The following is a 17,434-nucleotide window of genomic DNA, read 5'->3' as shown; positions in this document are numbered from 1 at the left end:
GTTTAAACAAATAAATTCTATTTGTCTATATATTTGAATAATATTATTATAAAATTTACAAATGTAAAAAACCAAAGGAATATACCTTTGGTTTTTTACATTTTTTTATGCTGTTTAGAAATCTTTTTCCACTTATCACGCTCTGCTCTTGCAAGAACAGCATCTTGTTTTCTCATAAAATAGGCTAGTTCTCTTTGTAATTTTTTATAGCTTTGCAATCGATTTATCGTAATCATTCCGTTATCAATTGCCTTATGCACTGCACACCCTGGCTCATTTTCATGCTTACAGTCCCTAAAACGGCATGTATTTGCTAGTTCTTCAATATCAGAAAATGTTGTTTGAATCGCATCGCTTCCTTCCCAAAGCTGCAGCTCCCTCATACCCGGAGTATCAATAACTAAACTACCACTCGGTAATCGGAACAATTCACGATGAGTTGTCGTATGCCTTCCTTTACTATCTTCCTCACGAATATCTCCCGTTTTTGCTACTTCAATTCCTATAAGTGCATTTAACAAAGTAGATTTCCCAACCCCTGATGACCCGACTAAAGCAATTGTTTTTCCTGAAGTAACGAATTGCTGCAACGATTCAATACCGGTATGCTCTACACTATCAACGACGAAGATTGGAACACCAATTGCCACAGCTTCCGTTTCAACAATTTTCTGCTCTATGTCCTCACATAAGCTACTCTTTGTTAAAACAATTACAGGCATTGCACCGCTTTCATACGCTAATAGTAAATAACGTTCCATTCTTCTTACATTAAAATCATGATTAAGTGCATTCACTAAAAATAGATAATCTACATTTGCTGCTATTACTTGTTCTTCCGTTCGAGTACCAGCCTCTTGTCTAGAAAAAGAGCTTCTTCTTGGAAAAATACGATGAATAATTGCTTTCTTTTCATTCTCTATTTTCTTTATATACACCCAATCACCAACTGCTGGATAATCTCCCTTCGTTACTGCTTCATGTCGAAACTTTCCAGACAGCTCTGCCATATATTCACCATCATTACAAATAATTCGATATATATGCTTATGCTCAAGTAAAATTCGTCCTACTTCAAAGTTCTCAACAGCTTGTTCCTCAAAAAAAGAATCCCAGCCGAACGATTCTAAAATATTTTGATTCAAATTGATATCCTCCCTAGTTTAAGCTAAGCGGAAGGATCGTGCGCTCCCTTATATAGTCTCGCCCTTTCCATCCACCTTTGTATTTGGTTTATTATTCATATAAGTTATTTTCGCCATAATACATCACCCCGTTCTCATTTTAATTACTCTCATTATATGGAATATTCATTTAAAAAGCTACCTTATTTAACGTAATTTTCAAACATTTTATTTTTCATCATTCTAATTTGCCCACGGTGACTAATCTCATCTTCTAGCACGTGAAACCACAAATAGTACTGGTTATGAGCTACACCGTTAGGCCACTTTCTTTCTGACATAAGCCATTCATCACCTTGTTCACTCAAATACTTCAGTGATTCTTCTCGAACACTTTGTAGAAGCTGTACATAATACTTTATTTCATGACCACGAATCGTTTTCCTCGATTCTCCTAAATAGAGTGCGTCTTTCCATATTTCTAATTCTTCCTTTGTAAAGTCACGCTCTTGAAATGAAATAAGCTGATGTGCTTTTTCAATAGCTGCTATATGCTTTAGTAACGCTCCAATGGAATTCCCTCCACTCGGTATCATTAAATCTAATTGCTCAACCGATAGATCTCTTATTTCAAGGAATGTTACAGCCCTTGTATGCTCCAGCATGCTTACTAATTCCCCTATATTTTTTGTATAACCAGCCACACTTCTTATTCGGTAATCTATATTCATATCACGCACCCTTTTCTGTATTCATATTAAGGAATAACAGCTTCATATAATAGACTGAAATATATCAGATTTTTCTGTTATAATTAAATTGAATACGTAATACCCCCAAACAAACTTTCTCAATATGCTTCTATGAAATATTAAAAGGAATCAATATAAAATAATCGAATCTTATTCACTAAAAGGAGTGGATTCGATGGAAATGTATCAATGGCTAACCGCTATACTCGTTGGTGGCATTACCGGTTTCGTTTCCCATCTAATCAATAACCAAGGTAAGTTATTGCTTCCACGCCGTTTGAAGACTTTTTTTCACTTTGGGTTTTTGACTGATATTTTCACTGGTAGTCTAGCTGCACTTCTTGGACTCGTTTTATTTGATGTCACCTTAATCAAAGAAATTATTAAAGTATCCATTGTGACTGCTATTTCCGGTCAGACTTTTTTACTACATCAAGCTCTTGGTGGCGAACAGGCTAAAAATACGCAAATCGGGAAAGCTGATGAGAAGATTCAAGAAATTGACAAATTATTGCGACGTTAGTCTATACTTTTTTTGAAAATTATTGCTATAATAAACAATAAATATTTTCTATTGCGTCGTTTGTCAGAAGAAAGGGTGTTTCGTATGACAAAAAAGAAAATAGAAGATTTCTTAACAGACACTGAAAAAGAGGAACTGCTAGAAAACTATAAATGTTTACGAGAAGCCCGCACAAAAAGCGAAGCTAACTATTTTGGAGAAGCAGTAAACCATCTATTAAATAAAGCTAAACAACGAATTATTAAAGATGCAGGCATACATGATGAAAATGCAGCAACTGTTCAATCAAAGAGAAAAGCACTGTTTTAGTTCATTAGCTAAAACAGTGCTTTTTATTATGTTATTTTTCACATTACTTTCACAACTATTTCACAATTATAAGTAGTCCTATATGTTATACTCAGTATATCCTTTTCCAAGGAGCTATATGCCGATATATGAATCCCTATCTCTATAGGGATTTTTATTTTTGGGCTTTTTTTATTTGTAAGGACTTTATGACGCAATTCCTGTTTCACTATTTTCAGTAAGCTTTTCACTTTTTCTAAACAGAAATACAGCTATAATATATAATATTGCAGTAAAACTACCTACAAATATAAAATTGTGAGATGCGGCAAATAACATTCCTGCCATTGCCGCTCCAATCATTTGACCAATATACATAGAAGCATTAGCTAGAGCCGCTCCTGTTCCTCTTGCTACGATAGATATGTTTTGTAAGTGCCTCATCATTAATACAAACAAAATTCCTGTCACAAAAAACAAAACAAAAAATAATAACTCCACAATTATAATGTTGTTTACATGAGGAAGTAATGCATATAGAACTGCTGTAAATATAATTCCACCATAGAATGAAAGGTTATAACCAATTTTATTTACGATTCTAGGTCCAAAAATATTACCAGTTAAATTTCCTAATCCTAATACGAGCATAGCTGTTCCTATTTCATGAATTTGCAAGCCAAATTGAATAGACAGCCACACACCGAAGAATGAAAATGCAGCAAAATTACCAGTTTGAAAAACAAAATATGCAAAAAAAGAAAGTGAAACCTTAGAATCTGAAAGTAATTGTTTATAACGCCTTAAGATATTTGTTTTATTTCCATTTATATAACCCGGTTGTATTTCTGGTAATACTGCATAAATAAGAATAACAAGTAGTGCTGATAATATACCAATGATGAAGAATGGTGTTGTATAGTGTATCATTGCTAAATATGATCCAACTGGCAGTCCTAAAATTTGAGAGAGTGACAATCCTGCTGTTGCAATCCCAATTGCCTTTACAATTTGTTCCTTCTCTATAAGGAGCGGAATAGATGCCCACACTTGTGGAGATACAAAGGCTGCACTTACACCTGCTAAAAATCTCAATATTAACATCCATAGAAAACTCGGTGCAATTCCACATAAAAACGTACTTAACGCAAAAAAACTCATCCCTATTACCATCACTTTTTTTCTGTTTAAACTATCTGATATAGGACCAGCGATAAGTGCAAATGCAGCATATCCCAAAGCATATGAACTCACCATCCACCCTGACAACTCAGTTGAAATATGATACACCTGTTGTAATGTGGGTAAAAGTGGTGAAATTAAGAAAGTATCTGTACCGATCATAAACATGATTGTAAAGAATACAGCTAGTACTCTTTTCATTTAAATCTTCTCCTTTTATATAAAAAGAGGGAATTATCCCTCCTTTCAACTAATCTTCTAAAATAGATTCAATCTCTTTCATGACATTTTCATTCAATGAAACTTCCACCGCTCTTACACTTTCTCTTATTTGCTCCGCTCGTTTCCCACCAGGAATAACAGTATCAATTCCTTTTTGGTTTAATAACCACGCTAAAGCTAAATGCGATAATTCGAGATCCTTTTCTTTAGCTATGTCTTTTAACTTTTCAACTTTCTTAAAGTTGCTCTTATATGTATTCTCTTCAAATAGATTTACACTTTGACGCCAATCTCCTTTATTCAATTTGAAATCTTCTGTATATTTACCACCTAGTATCCCAAAAGCAAGAGGCCCGTAAGGAATAAATGAAATACCTGATTCTATACAATATGGCAAAAGTTCTTGCCCAGCAGTACGATCTAACATATTATACGGTGATTGTACAACATCTATGTGCCCATACTGATTTGCTTCTTTTAATTGCTCTACGTTTACGTTAGATATTCCAATTGAACGAATTTTCCCTTCTTCTTTTAGGCGAGTAAGTTCTCCAATTGAATCTATGTAACTTGTTTCTGGGTTTGTAAAATGTAAATAATATAAATCAATATAATCAGTTTGTAATCTTCTTAAGCTATTTTCTACAGCTTTTCTTAAATAGCTCGGTTCATTATTCATATAAACCTCTCCATTTAATAACGGTTGTATTCCACCTTTGGTAGCAAGTACAGCTTCGTGGCGTTTTCCCTTCAATACTTCCCCTACCAATTCTTCTGATCTGCCGAAACCGTATGAATCTGCTGTATCAATAAAGGTAATCCCTTGCCCCATAGCTTCTTCTATTAATCGTTTTCCTTCTTCCTCATTCACATCAGCATATAAATTATGTCCCCCTACAGCGTTTGTTCCTAACCCCAACTTTGAAATATTTAGTCCTGCCTTTTGCAATTTTGTATACTTCATTTTTTTCTCCCCCTATATTTCTATTGTTCGAATATATTCGAACAATAGAAATATACCACTTTATATGTTATAGTGCAAATATATTACTTACACGAGCAGGTGAAAAAATGCGTACTCTCTATCATCCAAATCGAGAAGAAATTCAATTCTCTTCTGTTCTATATGCACTTAGCGATCAAATTCGTTTACAAATTGTAACTATGCTACTAGAAAAAAACGAACAATCTTGTGGCGCGTTAAACATTCCAATCGCGAAATCAACTTTATCACACCATTTCAAAGTTTTACGTGAATCCGGTGTTATGTATACACGCCTTGAAGGAACTCAACGTTTCATTTCAATTCGTGAAGATGACTTAAATGCTAGATTCCCCGGTTTATTAGATGTCATAATACATGCGACAGAACCATACTAAACAACATCTCATAGGAATATGAGATGTTGTTTAGTTTTTCTATTCTTTTAATAAATCTAATAAACCATTCCCTTCAGATGTACGTTCATATCCTAAAGGTACAGTTCTTTTAATAAGTTGTGCATATATTTCTGGTTCTGATAACTTTCTACCATATTCCCTTTCACACTGCTTTATGAGCAATGCCAGTGCTCCAGCGACATGCGGTGTGGCCATAGAAGTTCCACTTAATACCGCATATTTCCCTTCAGGATACGTAGATAATATTTCATCGCCTGGCGCCACTAAATCAATTTCTTGATTTGAATTACTAAAACATGCGATTTTCCGCTCTAAATTGACGGCACCCACTTCAATTACTTCTGAGTATGCACCTGGGAAATCTAGTTCCTCCGTATTATCATTACAATCTCCATTATTTCCAGCAGCACATACGACGAGAACATCTTGCTTTACTGCATTTTGAATTGCTTCATGTAATTCTGGAACATCTTGCGGGCCACCAAGTGACATGGAAATGACTCTAACTCTTTCTTTATTAGGCCCTCTCCAATTTACAGCATAATGTATCGCCTCAATAATTTGCTCATAACTTCCAGAACCATCTCCTGCTAAAACCTTTAACACTAACATTTTAGCAAGTGGTGCGACTCCTAAAACACCAACTCCATTTTCAGTCGCTGCAATTGTCCCAGCTACATGAGTACCATGTCCGTTATTATCAAGATAAATATTTGGATCTCCTTCGTAATCTTTCGTGAAATTTCTTCCGCCGATAATACGATCCTTTAAATCTATATGATTCATATCACACCCTGTATCTAATACGGCAACAACAATATCTTTTCCTTTTGCACTCTTCTCCCATACTTGCGGAGCATGAATGAGTTGTACACCTGGTGGAATTTCATTTACTTGTTCAACTACCTTATCTACTGTAAAAGGAATCAATTGTATACCTTTTTGTTTATTCGCTGTACTACTGTTCATCGTAATCCCTCCTGAAAATATATTATTTTCATTTCAGACCACTTTTGAAAATGCTTACATGTAACATTCGTTTTAGTTGTTTCGTTTTCCTTCCTTAAAAATATTTCTCAATAAGGCTTACGAAATTTATACTACTCTTTTATTTATCTCGTAATTTGTAGACATCAAAAATCCGATTGGTACAACCAATAACCAAAATAAAAGGACCACTAAATTGGTCCTTTTACTGTCTTTCAAGAATGATATGAAATTTTTAAAATAATATAAATTAAGACTAAGCCTCACTCTTGTTTAAAAACTTCTCTATTTCTTTTATTAAATATTTCGCTCCATCTATACTAACAGTAATGTTTCCATTTGCTAATGATATGTTTTGATTTGAAACATCACCTGTTATTTGACAAGCATTGTAAGGTTGATATTTTTGTAAAATGACTTTGTCTTCTTCTACGAAAATTTCAAGCGGTGATTTAATTTGTATTCCCAATACATCACGTAATTCTTTAGGAATTACAATTCGTCCTAATTCGTCTACTTTTCGAATAACTCCTGTTGCTTTCATATTACTTCCTCCCTTACTTTTTATTAATTTTTTCACCTCGCTTTTTCCATTTTATCACTTTTTGGTAATACCTGCCTCTTTTTAGAAAATTTTGTACTCAAGTTAAAAAAACACATTTAACGAATATATAATCTCTCTTTCAATTGTTTTAAATAACGAGATCGAATCAGTAAGAAATATACAACTTGAATTCCTACGAAAATACTTAATACAATCGTATTTTCTTTAAATAGTGGGTACTCAAACATCTGCCCGAGTGCAGTTAACGCTACTGCCCCGTGTAATGTTGCAACACCTATTGGAACAAAGAATAAAAGCGCCAATCGAATTGTAACTACTTTCGATAATTCTCTACTCGTTAAACCTACTTTTCGAATCATTTCAAACAAACGAGTATCATCCTCCAAATCAGAAAACAAACGGAAATAAAGGAAGCTTCCTGCACATACGAAAAATACAATACCGATAAAGAAACCTACAAATAGAATTGGTCCTGCAATTTGTAAACTTTGGTTTTGTGCGTACTCTTCTGCACTAAACGTTGCATGTTCTTCATAAGGTTTCATCTGATGCGTTAGTTCTTTCCCAACCTCAATTTCATCTTTCGTTCCCTCTGTTTTGTATACATAATTTTTTTCCTCTTTAAATCCATCTTGTAATGCATCATACTGCTTGTTAGAGATTACATAAACGTTACCTCTTATTATTTTACTTAATGAAGACGTATTAATTTTTTTCACTTTTAAAGGTTCATTCAAATGTGGCAACGTAATTTCTTTTCTTTCTTTCATCGGTGGTCCTGGTATATCAACTGCCAAAAATAAAACTTCTTTTTTGGATCCCTCATGAAAGGGTTCTCCTGTTAACTTCGCATATTCCTTATAGTCTGATTCCTTTATAAACGTGGCGCTTCTTAACGACTGCTCCTCCGTTTTCTTTGTTGAAATATTAGTTTTTGAAGCTGCTATACTATGTTTCTTTAACCCTTCGTCAATCATCTTCAAATGCTGTGATTCATTACTATTTCCTTGCTTAGAATGATAGTGAAACGCAATTGGTCTCTCCATAACCGCCTTTGTCATTGATGTAAAGCCAACTAATGTACCTATTGCTGAAAATGCTACAGTTGAAATTATCGTTACAATAAAGAACATTCTTGCGTTATCTCTCATACGGTAAGCTAAATCTGACAACGTAATAATATTTGTCTGTGTCCAATAAAAACGTTTACTTTTTTTACATAGTCTAATAATAAAAACACTCAACTGCTTGTACAGCAAATACGTACCAATAATGACTACCGTTGTAACAGGAATCATCATGATAAATACCATTGCACCGTGTGACATAAGCGCTCCTGCATATCCGGCACTAAGCAATATAACTGCTAATATAGAAGAAATAATGGATGCTTTCGGTTCCGGCTTCGCTTCTGCCGATCCTCTAAACAATTTCATAATTTTATTTTTTCGAATCATTCCTGCACTAAACAATGAAATGATCATAAATAATACGAAAAACATAATACTCGTTACAACAATGGCTTTCATTGGAATGTAATAAGGTAAGGAAATATCTAACTTTAATATCATTGGAGCTATAAATAGTAATATTCCGGAAAATAGCATTCCAGCAAGTATCCCAAAAATAATTGCCCCTATTCCAATCATAATATTTTCAAAAAAGATAAGACGCTTTAATTGATATTTCGTCATACCTAACATCATTAAAATTCCTAGTTCACGCTTTCTCGTTTTTAAAAACATTCCCATCGAATATAAAATAAAGAAAAATGTAAATAAGTAAATAATGGACTGTGCAAAAGACATACTTACGAACACATATCGTCCCAATTCTCCAGCACTTAATGCCGGATGAAACGCAAAAAACGAATAAACAAAAAAGGCCATAATAGCAAATGCACTACTTAAAAAATATGCTGAATATGTTCGTCTATTTCGCGTCACATTCCGATATGCGAGTTCTCTAATATTCATATTACTTCTCCGCCCTTCTAGTAACTATGTTCTTATATTAGTAAAGTACGGAAATCCCTTCCATCGATTCAAATGACAAAAACCTTACATTATTGAAAGGTTTCAAAAAAATTGCTTAAACGATGCAGTTTCATTATAATGACTACATTCATATTCATACACACATCCTATTGTATATTCGTTAATTTTGCGAAATAATAAAGGATAGAAGTATGTACCAATATACATATAAACTTATTTACCGCTTTAATATGAATAGGAGGAAAACATAATGACATTGCAAGAACAGATTATGAAAGCATTACACGTTCAACCTGTAATTGATCCGAAAGCAGAAATCCGTAAACGTGTTGATTTCTTAAAAGATTATGTAAAAAAAACAGGTGCGAAAGGATTTGTACTTGGAATTAGTGGCGGACAAGACTCTACATTAGCTGGACGTTTAGCTCAGCTTGCAGTGGAGGAAATTCGTAATGAAGGTGGTAATGCAACGTTTATCGCCGTGCGCCTTCCTTATAAAGTGCAAAAAGATGAAGATGATGCGCAATTAGCATTACAATTTATTCAAGCTGATCAATCTGTTGCATTTGATATCGCTTCAACTGTTGATGCTTTCTCAAATCAATACGAAAACTTATTAGATGAATCGTTAACAGATTTCAATAAAGGTAACGTAAAAGCACGTATCCGCATGGTTACACAATATGCAATCGGTGGACAAAAAGGGCTCCTTGTTATCGGAACAGATCACGCTGCAGAAGCTGTAACAGGATTCTTTACAAAATTCGGAGATGGTGGTGCAGACCTATTACCATTAACGGGATTAACGAAACGCCAAGGACGCGCTCTATTACAAGAATTAGGTGCGGACGAGCGACTTTACTTAAAAATGCCAACAGCTGATTTATTAGATGAAAAGCCAGGTCAAGCTGATGAAACAGAGTTAGGTATTACGTATGATCAACTTGATGACTATTTAGAAGGTAAAACAGTTCCAGCTGACGTTGCAGAAAAGATTGAAAAACGTTACACAGTGAGTGAGCATAAAAGACAAGTACCAGCATCAATGTTTGATGATTGGTGGAAATAAATAAAACATAAAAAAGAAGCTAATCTCATTTAGCTTCTTTTTTATATGTTAACGATATACCCCTACCCTTTTCTCCAATAAATCTTGCAGGCAATCTTCATGCTGTTTACAAAATAACGGTGGCATGTTGTCTAACGGGAAAAACTTCAAATCCAACGTTTCATCACCATCTACTTTTTTGTCGCCTCCAACTATTGAGCATGAAAAACACATCACAATTGACTGCGCCTTGTCTCCATTTGGATATGATTGAAAATATTTTGTATACACTCCAATAAGTTCATTTATTTCTACATCATACCCGGTTTCTTCTTTTATTTCTCGAATTGCAGTTTCCGCAGCCGATTCTCCTATCTCCATTGCCCCCCCTGGAAAGCCCCAAGCGTTAAAGTCACCTCTTTTTTGCAGTAATACTTCTCCTTCTTTATTAAATACAAAACCACCGGCAAAGTTTAAGAAAACATAATCATGCCCTACTTTTTCGCGTAATTCTTTTATATAATTGGCCATTCTCTTTCCCCTTTTCATACTTCTTTTATCGCTATTCCTTATCTTTTTCAAGCAATTCAATAATTCGATCTAGCTTCTGATTCATATGCATCACTTGTTGTTTTTTTGCAGCGCTGTTTAGAAATACTCTTCTAATAAACAAAGTAAATGATAGGAAAAACAAAACGATAAGTCCGATTACTAAACAAGTATATATCAATGTAAAAATATCACTCTCGAACAAATTCATTTAGATTCCACATCCTTCCTCCTTTCATTTTATCATATAATTCTGATTTTTGTAGTAATACATAAGGAAAAGAGCATCCTTTACAGATGCTCTCTTTCACCGATTAATACGTAAATGTAATTGTCGCTAATGAATAATCTGCCATCGCACTATAAGGTGCTACTTGATAAGATACACGCTTTGCACCCTTTGGCCAATTTATTTCATTTAATGCTTTCTTTATATCTTGCATCGTCCCATCCATAGACTGCTTATATCGTACTTCTACCTTTTCTGGCTTAGAAGCAAATTGTTGCTGTAATTTCTTCTTAAAATCACTATAATTCTCTGCTCCGTATTGTGTAGACATATATTTTAAATTTGTTTCTTTTAACATTTGTTCATACGCCACAGTCTTTGAACTACCCGCTTTTATTTTGTTTGTTAATTCATTAAAGTAGCTTGTAGTTGCTGCTGGATATTTGCTACGATCCCAATCGTGGTCTTTACTTAATTGTTCATCAGACATATTAAAATATGAATATGTTACGCGCCCAGCTTTATCTGGTACTGGATCATCGAATGTTGTATCAAGATGATACCATTTGTTTTCAATGTTCACTAAATTCCATGCGTGAGCTTGTCCATTTCCTGTACCTGTTACAATATGGTTTTGGATACCTGCTCCTTTTAGCAATTCATATGTTAATAACGTATATCCTTGGCAAACAGCAGAGCGATTCGCTAATGCTTCATATGCTGTATATGCTTGATAAGACGTATCATATGATACATGTTTTACAACGTAATCATGAATAGCTTTTACTTTCTCATGATCATCCATCCCTGGTTTTACAATCGAGCCGATAATCGCTTTTGCCTGAGATTTTACATATTGTGTTTGCTCTTTCGATTCACGGTACTTCACTTGCAGTGTAAATGTATAGTTTCCTGGTAACCCTTTAATGGAATATCTAGTAGACGCTACATTATATTTTACATACTCATCTGCATCTACAATTTTATTAAACTCGCCATACAATTCATCCATAATACTTCTAGCATTTCTATCTTTTGTTTTATATGTGATTGTAATATTTTCTTCTCGATTATCAACCTGTTTTTTTAATTCTTTTTTGAAATCATTTAACAACTTTGTATCTGATTGCGATGTCGCTACAGTTTGATTTGTAGCTGCATAAGATACAGATGACGCGTGTAAGCCCCCCATTACTATAGTTGAACAAAGTGCGGCAGCTGTCACATACTTACTTGTCTTTCCCATCATGTCACTCCTTACATTCTATAACTATACGAAAAAGTATCGTATAGTTTCAGAGTATACAATACTTTTTCGTATAGGTCATATGAGATTATGCATATTTAACATTGTAAAAGGGTTGTTCTTTTTACAAGAACAACCCTTTTCATTAACAAGTTTGTAATACACAACATGCATTTTCAAAACGTCGATTTTTCAAGTCTTCATTTCCTATACAGAAATAAAGCATCCCTAAATCTCCCCACATCATATTACAATTTTTAGTATCTGAATCAATTTGGAATAAAAGCGTCATTTGCTGCGGATCTATGTCCATATATTGTCCAGTCTCGTATAATACCTCATCTTGTACAGAAAATGGCTCACCAAATATTTGATGGTTATCATAGTTGTCTGGGATTAGCTCTTCAAGTAATTGCAAGAAACGGTCCGAATCAGCCTCATCTTCAATGAAAAGCTCTGGCAATTTATACGTTAATTCAAAAGTAATTGCACACTGGTTATAATTCGTTTGCAATTCATCTCCTCTTCGTAATTGCTCTACAGGAACATCATAATAAAGCACACGCCCCGCTCCAGTTGGATTCACATCTTCTTCAAAGTAATTTTCCACGGTAAAGAAATATAACATCCCCGTCTTAGGAAGATCGTGATTCATACCAATATTTTGTAAATCCTTTAAATTAAATTGTGCAATAAACTGTAACGTATTTCCTTTATGCGTTGGATATTCAAATGTAAATGGCAAGTCAGGAACCCCTCCCATTTTCGAACTACCTATCGCTACTGTTTCCTCCTGCTTTGGCACAACTTTTATACAAGGAAATACAGTATTCATAAGTTCCTCTTTTAAATGCGTCAGCCCATATTTATCAATTAATACTTCAATTTGTTTATTCATACATTCTCCTTATATTTACATACTTATTTGTATCATCGCACAAAAATTATACTCCATTCTTTATAAAAACAACAAGCCTCCAAAAAAACGGGCTCTTCCTTCATACGCGAACAAGTTAAAAAAAGCATAGTATACATTGTTCCTACAAACACGATAGTTCATTATTTCTTCCAGTACATTTTCCCCTCGTTCATTTTTATTTTTAATTTAAGGAGGAATTCCACATGGGTTACGGATATAGTTGCGGCGGTTACGGTTACGGCGGTTACGGCGGTAGTTGTGGTGGATGTGGTTATGGAGGCTTCGCTTTATTAATCGTTTTATTTATCCTTCTAATCATCATCGGAGCTAGCTGTTGGGGTGGCTTTGTAGGCTGCTAGTAAATTTAAAAACTATTGTAAAAAAGCACGTATAATACGTGCTTTTTTGCCATTTTCAAATATTTTATGTGAAAGGAAGTATGACTTTATGAAGATTGATGGTGTTTTTGAAGGAGGCGGTGTACGCGGAATTGCGCATGTAGGGGCAATTTGCGCGTTAGCTGAAAAAGGCTATGAATGGGAACGTGTAGCTGGAACATCAGCTGGTTCGATTATCGCTGCGCTCCTAGCAGCAGGATACTCTTGCTCAGAGCTAAAAACGATTATAACAAATATTGATTATGATAAATTTACGAAGAGAACCTTTATTGACAGAATCCCGTTTATTGGAAAAGGATTAAGCGCATGGACTACTCTTGGTATTTACTCTAATATTTTTATCGAAGAATGGATTGAAGAATTACTTCGAAAAAAAGGAGTTCACTTATTTACAGATTTACCTGATTTAAATAAGCTTAAAATTATCGCTTCTGATATAAGTAATGGTAAAATGGTTATCTTTCCTGATGACTTACCGAACTACGGATTTTTAAATTATCGCTTCTCTATTGCTAAAGCTGTACGAATGAGTAGTACAATCCCCTTCTTTTTTGAACCGGTAAAATGGAGAACCCCAAAATGGAAGCAGCCTTGTTATATGGTTGATGGAGGAATTTTAAGCAATTATCCAATTTGGATTTTCGACTCCCCTACCTCTCCCCGCTGGCCGACTTTTGGGTTTCATTTCGTAAAAGATGAGATTCAAGCTGACCCAGCCCACTACAACGAGCCTATCTCCATGTTCAAAGGACTTTTTAAAACAATGATGCAAGCCCATGATTTACGTCATTTAGACAAGGAATCAAAAGCAAGAACAATTACAATCCCAACAGGATCCATTACTAGTACAAACTTTGAGTTAACAATGGAAGAAAAAGAGTGGCTATACAATTCTGGTTATAACGCCGCAAATAAGTTTTTACAATCGTGGAATTTCAGACAATATATTGATAACTATAGAAACGGAAATCAGGATCGAAAATCAAATCGTTATTTCCGTCAACTTGACTCATAATATTATTATCTTTTATACGAGAACACGTAACGCTTTCAAAAAATAAGCCTAGTAATATAATATATTACTAAGCTTATTTACTTTCTGTATCATTATTATACGTTGTTTAAGGATAAGTTAACCCTTCTGCTTCCTCTGCAGTAATAACGGTGTATCGATTTCCCGTTCGTAATCCTAACAATTCTGCTTTTTCAATTGCTTCCTGCTTCGTCTCCGCATAAGCAGCTAAATATTTTTCTCCATTGATAATTTGGCAAATTACATATTGTTTCATTACTTTCTCCTCTTACTTTTTCATTAGTTGTGCAAGTTTTTTTATACCTATTTCAATTTCTTCTAATGTTGCGTATGAATATGGATACAAATTTTCATTTCTTCTATACAATATACACTATCATAATAAATTTAAATAGGAGGAAATATGATGAGTGAAGCAATTATTCATGGGATCATTCTTGCATTTGGTCTTATCATTCCATTAGGTGTTCAAAATGTTTTCGTCTTTAACCAAGGTGCGAGCCAACCAAACATTTGGAGGGCAGCCCCTGTCGTATTAACTGCCTCTATATGTGATACGTTACTCATATTGATAGCGGTACAAGGTGTTTCCCTTGTACTCCTTACTTTTTCTTGGCTAACTAACTCGTTATATATAATTGGATTTTTCTTTCTCCTATACATGGGCTTTGTTATTTGGAGAAGTACCCCTTCCAACGATGTAAAACAAGAAAAAAGTATGCCAGTAAAAAAACAAATACTTTTCGCTGCATCGGTTTCATTATTAAATCCACATGCAATTTTAGATACAATCGGTGTAATTGGAACAAATTCGATTCAATACATAGGAAATGAAAAATGGGCTTTCACACTTGCAACTATTATCGTTTCTTGGATTTGGTTTATAAGCTTAGCTTTAGCGGGGAAATTTCTAAAAAGGCTAGACTCAACCGGAAAGACAATCGTATTATTAAATAAATTTTCTGGTCTCATCATATGGAGTGTCGCACTTTATATGTTAAAACAAGTTATTTATTCCTAATGAACGAAAGAGAATTGCATGTTACTGAAAACATCATGCAATTCTCTTACAAATTATGAAGTAGGTTCTGGTTTCTTTTTTACGTTCTTTGCATCTTTTGCTGGTTTAATCCAAATGATTGCTATAGCAGCACCAATCCCAGCGAGAATACTTGTTACATAAAACACTTCATGGTCAGCACCTTTCATGAAAAAAGAGTATAGAGGTGGTCCAGCTGCTACACCGATAAATCGCATAGAACTATAAAATGACGTAACCGTCCCCCTTTGCTCCTTTTCAATTCCTTGTGTAATGAGAGCATCTAAACATGGGAGTGCCATACCAATTCCTACCCCCATAATAACGAGACAAAGAAGTAGTAAATAAATTCCTTTTATAAATAAAGGAATGATGACTGATGCAGCAGCCATTAAAAAACCAATGTAAATACACTTCTTCATCACATTTTGGTTATCTCCAATTTTTTTGCCAGCCATATATGAACTAAGTGAGAGTACAAGTAACGGGATTGCAAGTACACACCCTTTCCAAATACCATGAATGTCATACTTTGATTCCAATATAGTTGACAAATAAAAGAGAATTCCGAATAAAATAAGCATAATAATTGCACCTAATGCAAAAATGGCAATTAACCATCTTCCTTTTTCTCGAAACGTAGCAAGAATTGATTTTATAAACTCTTTAAGCGGTGGTACTTCTCCTTCTTGTTTCTTTGCCTTTACTAGAACAAGTAATAAAACAATTGATACTACGCATAAAACTGGAATCGCCCAAAACGGCAAGAACCATACAATGGCAGCCAGAGCAGACCCTAAAATAGGGCTCAACACTTTCCCAAATGTATTGGATGTTTCGATGATTCCTAAACCTGTACTAACTTGTTTTTCATCTTTGTATAAATCACCAACACACGGTATAACAACTGGCATTGCACCAGCAGCACCAATACCTTGAATCGCTCTACCGATCAATATCCAAGTGTAGGGATTATCAACTTTCCAAGATACCCAACCAGTTATCGCTCCTCCTATAGCCGCAATCAGCAAACTCGGAACCATTACCATCTTTCGTCCCCATCTATCTGATAAATAACCAGCAATCGGTATAAGTAGAATGGCTACGATAGAATAAATGGTAATAATCATGGATACTTGAAACGATGAAATATGTAATTTCTTTTCAATAGTCGGCAGAATTGGAATGAGCATTGAATTCCCTAATGTCATAACAAGTGGAACTGATGCAAGCGCAATCAAACAACAGTTTTCTTTTTTTAACATGTTGGCTTCGAAACCTTTCATCATATATTTCTTACCATATAATAGCCCTGCTGGAACGTAACTTTTCATTCCACCAGGGCTATTACATTTTTACTACTTCCCATTCACAACAAAAGAAATTGGGGAAAATATAGTATTATTCCTATTCTTTGAATCCAGTTCACAATATATCCATACCAATTAATTGAAAAAAAAAGAAAGGAAGAATCCTTCCTTTCTCCTATAACCTTCTACAATTAGCGAGTATATCCGCCACCAAGTTGTTGTTCTGCCATCGCTACAAGGCGTTTTGTAATTTCACCGCCTACAGAACCGTTTGCACGTGAAGAAGTATCAGCGCCAAGTTGTACACCAAACTCTTGTGCAATTTCATATTTCATTTGATCTAAAGCCGCTTGTGCTCCATGTGATGCTAATTGATTAGAATTACGATTTCTAGCCATTACCAATCACCTCCTTATTTATATATAAATTGTGTTAAATATTAATTTAAATACATGGTAATTTTTGGTTATTTTCATTTTAAAAAAAGAGTCTCTACAATGAGAGACTCTTACATCATTTTATACTAAGAAGTTACTACTTCTAAATTTCTATTTGTTAGTACTTTCATTTCTTCTTTTCATATATCTTTCGCATTATGTCCCAACCATTCGAGTAAAACAAA

General features: G+C 34.4%; 21 protein-coding genes. 7 read left to right on the top strand and 14 right to left on the bottom strand.

Annotated elements, in window-relative coordinates:
* Positions 1-95: 95 nt before the first annotated feature.
* Both rsgA and PQF83_RS04500 read right to left on the bottom strand, forming a co-directional pair.
* Positions 96-1,145, bottom strand: a complete 1,050-nt coding sequence (rsgA, locus tag PQF83_RS04505; protein WP_001073059.1) for a ribosome small subunit-dependent GTPase A — start codon at positions 1,143-1,145, stop codon at positions 96-98.
* 182 nt (positions 1,146-1,327) lie between these two features.
* Entirely contained in the window at positions 1,328-1,855 is a 528-nt protein-coding gene (locus PQF83_RS04500; RefSeq protein ID WP_001018091.1) for a DinB family protein, read from the bottom strand.
* A 196-nt stretch (positions 1,856-2,051) separates the two neighbouring features.
* On the opposite strand from PQF83_RS04500, the gene PQF83_RS04495 reads away from it, so the two are divergent.
* Together PQF83_RS04495 and PQF83_RS04490 are read left to right on the top strand one after the other, a co-directional pair.
* A complete protein-coding gene (locus PQF83_RS04495) occupies positions 2,052-2,399 on the top strand; it encodes a DUF4257 domain-containing protein (protein ID WP_000426313.1) in 348 nt (115 codons plus the stop codon).
* Positions 2,400-2,483: 84 nt separating this feature from the next.
* The gene (locus PQF83_RS04490) at positions 2,484-2,708 is read left to right on the top strand and encodes a hypothetical protein (protein WP_000162601.1); all 225 of its coding nucleotides are present in this window, start codon (positions 2,484-2,486) and stop codon (positions 2,706-2,708) included.
* Between the two features lie 186 nt (positions 2,709-2,894).
* Here PQF83_RS04490 and PQF83_RS04485 read toward each other — a convergent pair whose 3' ends face one another.
* Complete coding sequence (locus PQF83_RS04485; RefSeq protein WP_000832291.1) at positions 2,895-4,070, bottom strand: MFS transporter; 1,176 nt, start codon at positions 4,068-4,070, stop codon at positions 2,895-2,897.
* Positions 4,071-4,119: 49 nt separating this feature from the next.
* On the bottom strand, positions 4,120-5,055 hold the full coding sequence (locus tag PQF83_RS04480; protein WP_000877956.1) for an aldo/keto reductase: 936 nt from the start codon (positions 5,053-5,055) through the stop codon (positions 4,120-4,122).
* A 107-nt stretch (positions 5,056-5,162) separates the two neighbouring features.
* Between PQF83_RS04480 and PQF83_RS04475 the strand changes: the two genes are divergently transcribed.
* Positions 5,163-5,471: an ArsR/SmtB family transcription factor gene (locus tag PQF83_RS04475; RefSeq protein WP_001259915.1), complete on the top strand. Its 309-nt coding sequence runs from the start codon at positions 5,163-5,165 to the stop codon at positions 5,469-5,471.
* Positions 5,472-5,510: 39 nt separating this feature from the next.
* Here the strand turns inward: PQF83_RS04475 and PQF83_RS04470 are convergent, their stop codons facing one another.
* The 3 genes from PQF83_RS04470 to PQF83_RS04460 all read right to left on the bottom strand — a co-directional run bounded on the left by PQF83_RS04470 (position 5,511) and on the right by PQF83_RS04460 (position 9,020).
* Entirely contained in the window at positions 5,511-6,461 is a 951-nt protein-coding gene (locus PQF83_RS04470) for a serine protease (RefSeq protein WP_001089036.1), read from the bottom strand.
* Positions 6,462-6,735: 274 nt separating this feature from the next.
* A complete protein-coding gene (locus PQF83_RS04465) occupies positions 6,736-7,023 on the bottom strand; it encodes an AbrB/MazE/SpoVT family DNA-binding domain-containing protein (RefSeq protein ID WP_000648330.1) in 288 nt (95 codons plus the stop codon).
* A 116-nt stretch (positions 7,024-7,139) separates the two neighbouring features.
* Positions 7,140-9,020: an FtsX-like permease family protein gene (locus tag PQF83_RS04460; RefSeq protein WP_001026021.1), complete on the bottom strand. Its 1,881-nt coding sequence runs from the start codon at positions 9,018-9,020 to the stop codon at positions 7,140-7,142.
* A 271-nt stretch (positions 9,021-9,291) separates the two neighbouring features.
* Between PQF83_RS04460 and nadE the strand changes: the two genes are divergently transcribed.
* Positions 9,292-10,110: an ammonia-dependent NAD(+) synthetase gene (nadE, locus tag PQF83_RS04455; protein WP_000174879.1), complete on the top strand. Its 819-nt coding sequence runs from the start codon at positions 9,292-9,294 to the stop codon at positions 10,108-10,110.
* 48 nt (positions 10,111-10,158) lie between these two features.
* On the opposite strand, the gene PQF83_RS04450 is transcribed toward nadE, so the two are convergent.
* The 4 genes from PQF83_RS04450 to PQF83_RS04435 all read right to left on the bottom strand — a co-directional run bounded on the left by PQF83_RS04450 (position 10,159) and on the right by PQF83_RS04435 (position 13,011).
* The gene (locus PQF83_RS04450) at positions 10,159-10,620 is read right to left on the bottom strand and encodes an NUDIX hydrolase (RefSeq protein WP_000035006.1); all 462 of its coding nucleotides are present in this window, start codon (positions 10,618-10,620) and stop codon (positions 10,159-10,161) included.
* Between the two features lie 31 nt (positions 10,621-10,651).
* On the bottom strand, positions 10,652-10,849 hold the full coding sequence (locus PQF83_RS04445) for a DUF4083 domain-containing protein (RefSeq protein WP_001048096.1): 198 nt from the start codon (positions 10,847-10,849) through the stop codon (positions 10,652-10,654).
* Positions 10,850-10,952: 103 nt separating this feature from the next.
* Positions 10,953-12,113, bottom strand: a complete 1,161-nt coding sequence (locus PQF83_RS04440; protein WP_000520842.1) for a transglutaminase domain-containing protein — start codon at positions 12,111-12,113, stop codon at positions 10,953-10,955.
* Between the two features lie 145 nt (positions 12,114-12,258).
* A complete protein-coding gene (locus tag PQF83_RS04435; protein ID WP_001041265.1) occupies positions 12,259-13,011 on the bottom strand; it encodes a YwqG family protein in 753 nt (250 codons plus the stop codon).
* Between the two features lie 224 nt (positions 13,012-13,235).
* On the opposite strand from PQF83_RS04435, the gene PQF83_RS04430 reads away from it, so the two are divergent.
* Positions 13,236-13,391: a YjcZ family sporulation protein gene (locus PQF83_RS04430; protein WP_000540426.1), complete on the top strand. Its 156-nt coding sequence runs from the start codon at positions 13,236-13,238 to the stop codon at positions 13,389-13,391.
* An 88-nt stretch (positions 13,392-13,479) separates the two neighbouring features.
* Positions 13,480-14,445 (top strand): patatin-like phospholipase family protein, encoded by a 966-nt coding sequence (locus PQF83_RS04425; protein ID WP_000686816.1) that lies wholly within the window; start codon positions 13,480-13,482, stop codon positions 14,443-14,445.
* 106 nt (positions 14,446-14,551) lie between these two features.
* Here PQF83_RS04425 and PQF83_RS04420 read toward each other — a convergent pair whose 3' ends face one another.
* A complete protein-coding gene (locus PQF83_RS04420) occupies positions 14,552-14,719 on the bottom strand; it encodes a DUF3933 family protein (RefSeq protein ID WP_000816383.1) in 168 nt (55 codons plus the stop codon).
* A 150-nt stretch (positions 14,720-14,869) separates the two neighbouring features.
* On the opposite strand from PQF83_RS04420, the gene PQF83_RS04415 reads away from it, so the two are divergent.
* The gene (locus tag PQF83_RS04415) at positions 14,870-15,484 is read left to right on the top strand and encodes a LysE/ArgO family amino acid transporter (protein WP_001287306.1); all 615 of its coding nucleotides are present in this window, start codon (positions 14,870-14,872) and stop codon (positions 15,482-15,484) included.
* A 53-nt stretch (positions 15,485-15,537) separates the two neighbouring features.
* On the opposite strand, the gene PQF83_RS04410 is transcribed toward PQF83_RS04415, so the two are convergent.
* The gene (locus PQF83_RS04410; RefSeq protein ID WP_033670231.1) at positions 15,538-16,767 is read right to left on the bottom strand and encodes an MFS transporter; all 1,230 of its coding nucleotides are present in this window, start codon (positions 16,765-16,767) and stop codon (positions 15,538-15,540) included.
* A gap of 236 nt (positions 16,768-17,003) precedes the next feature.
* Entirely contained in the window at positions 17,004-17,210 is a 207-nt protein-coding gene (locus tag PQF83_RS04405; protein ID WP_000113545.1) for an alpha/beta-type small acid-soluble spore protein, read from the bottom strand.
* Positions 17,211-17,434 lie beyond the last annotated feature (224 nt).

It is taken from the genome of Bacillus sp. FF-1, assembly GCF_028548245.1.
In the GTDB taxonomy this organism is placed as follows: Bacteria; Bacillota; Bacilli; order Bacillales; family Bacillaceae_G; genus Bacillus_A; species Bacillus_A paranthracis.
This window is presented reverse-complemented; position numbering and strand designations above follow the sequence as displayed.

What these genes read in the sequence shown, in the direction of transcription:
- PQF83_RS04465 (WP_000648330.1), bottom strand. Translation starts at nt 7,023, where the DNA reads ATGAAAGCAACAGGAGTTATTCGAAAAGTAGACGAATTAGGACGAATT.
- PQF83_RS04435 (WP_001041265.1), bottom strand. Translation starts at nt 13,011, where the DNA reads ATGAATAAACAAATTGAAGTATTAATTGATAAATATGGGCTGACGCAT.
- PQF83_RS04495 (WP_000426313.1), top strand. Translation starts at nt 2,052, where the DNA reads ATGGAAATGTATCAATGGCTAACCGCTATACTCGTTGGTGGCATTACC.
- PQF83_RS04470 (WP_001089036.1), bottom strand. Translation starts at nt 6,461, where the DNA reads ATGAACAGTAGTACAGCGAATAAACAAAAAGGTATACAATTGATTCCT.
- PQF83_RS04425 (WP_000686816.1), top strand. Translation starts at nt 13,480, where the DNA reads ATGAAGATTGATGGTGTTTTTGAAGGAGGCGGTGTACGCGGAATTGCG.
- PQF83_RS04445 (WP_001048096.1), bottom strand. Translation starts at nt 10,849, where the DNA reads ATGAATTTGTTCGAGAGTGATATTTTTACATTGATATATACTTGTTTA.
- PQF83_RS04460 (WP_001026021.1), bottom strand. Translation starts at nt 9,020, where the DNA reads ATGAATATTAGAGAACTCGCATATCGGAATGTGACGCGAAATAGACGA.
- nadE (WP_000174879.1), top strand. Translation starts at nt 9,292, where the DNA reads ATGACATTGCAAGAACAGATTATGAAAGCATTACACGTTCAACCTGTA.
- PQF83_RS04420 (WP_000816383.1), bottom strand. Translation starts at nt 14,719, where the DNA reads ATGAAACAATATGTAATTTGCCAAATTATCAATGGAGAAAAATATTTA.
- PQF83_RS04405 (WP_000113545.1), bottom strand. Translation starts at nt 17,210, where the DNA reads ATGGCTAGAAATCGTAATTCTAATCAATTAGCATCACATGGAGCACAA.
- PQF83_RS04490 (WP_000162601.1), top strand. Translation starts at nt 2,484, where the DNA reads ATGACAAAAAAGAAAATAGAAGATTTCTTAACAGACACTGAAAAAGAG.
- PQF83_RS04430 (WP_000540426.1), top strand. Translation starts at nt 13,236, where the DNA reads ATGGGTTACGGATATAGTTGCGGCGGTTACGGTTACGGCGGTTACGGC.
- PQF83_RS04480 (WP_000877956.1), bottom strand. Translation starts at nt 5,055, where the DNA reads ATGAAGTATACAAAATTGCAAAAGGCAGGACTAAATATTTCAAAGTTG.
- PQF83_RS04500 (WP_001018091.1), bottom strand. Translation starts at nt 1,855, where the DNA reads ATGAATATAGATTACCGAATAAGAAGTGTGGCTGGTTATACAAAAAAT.
- PQF83_RS04475 (WP_001259915.1), top strand. Translation starts at nt 5,163, where the DNA reads ATGCGTACTCTCTATCATCCAAATCGAGAAGAAATTCAATTCTCTTCT.
- PQF83_RS04415 (WP_001287306.1), top strand. Translation starts at nt 14,870, where the DNA reads ATGAGTGAAGCAATTATTCATGGGATCATTCTTGCATTTGGTCTTATC.
- PQF83_RS04440 (WP_000520842.1), bottom strand. Translation starts at nt 12,113, where the DNA reads ATGGGAAAGACAAGTAAGTATGTGACAGCTGCCGCACTTTGTTCAACT.
- PQF83_RS04450 (WP_000035006.1), bottom strand. Translation starts at nt 10,620, where the DNA reads ATGGCCAATTATATAAAAGAATTACGCGAAAAAGTAGGGCATGATTAT.
- PQF83_RS04485 (WP_000832291.1), bottom strand. Translation starts at nt 4,070, where the DNA reads ATGAAAAGAGTACTAGCTGTATTCTTTACAATCATGTTTATGATCGGT.
- PQF83_RS04410 (WP_033670231.1), bottom strand. Translation starts at nt 16,767, where the DNA reads ATGTTAAAAAAAGAAAACTGTTGTTTGATTGCGCTTGCATCAGTTCCA.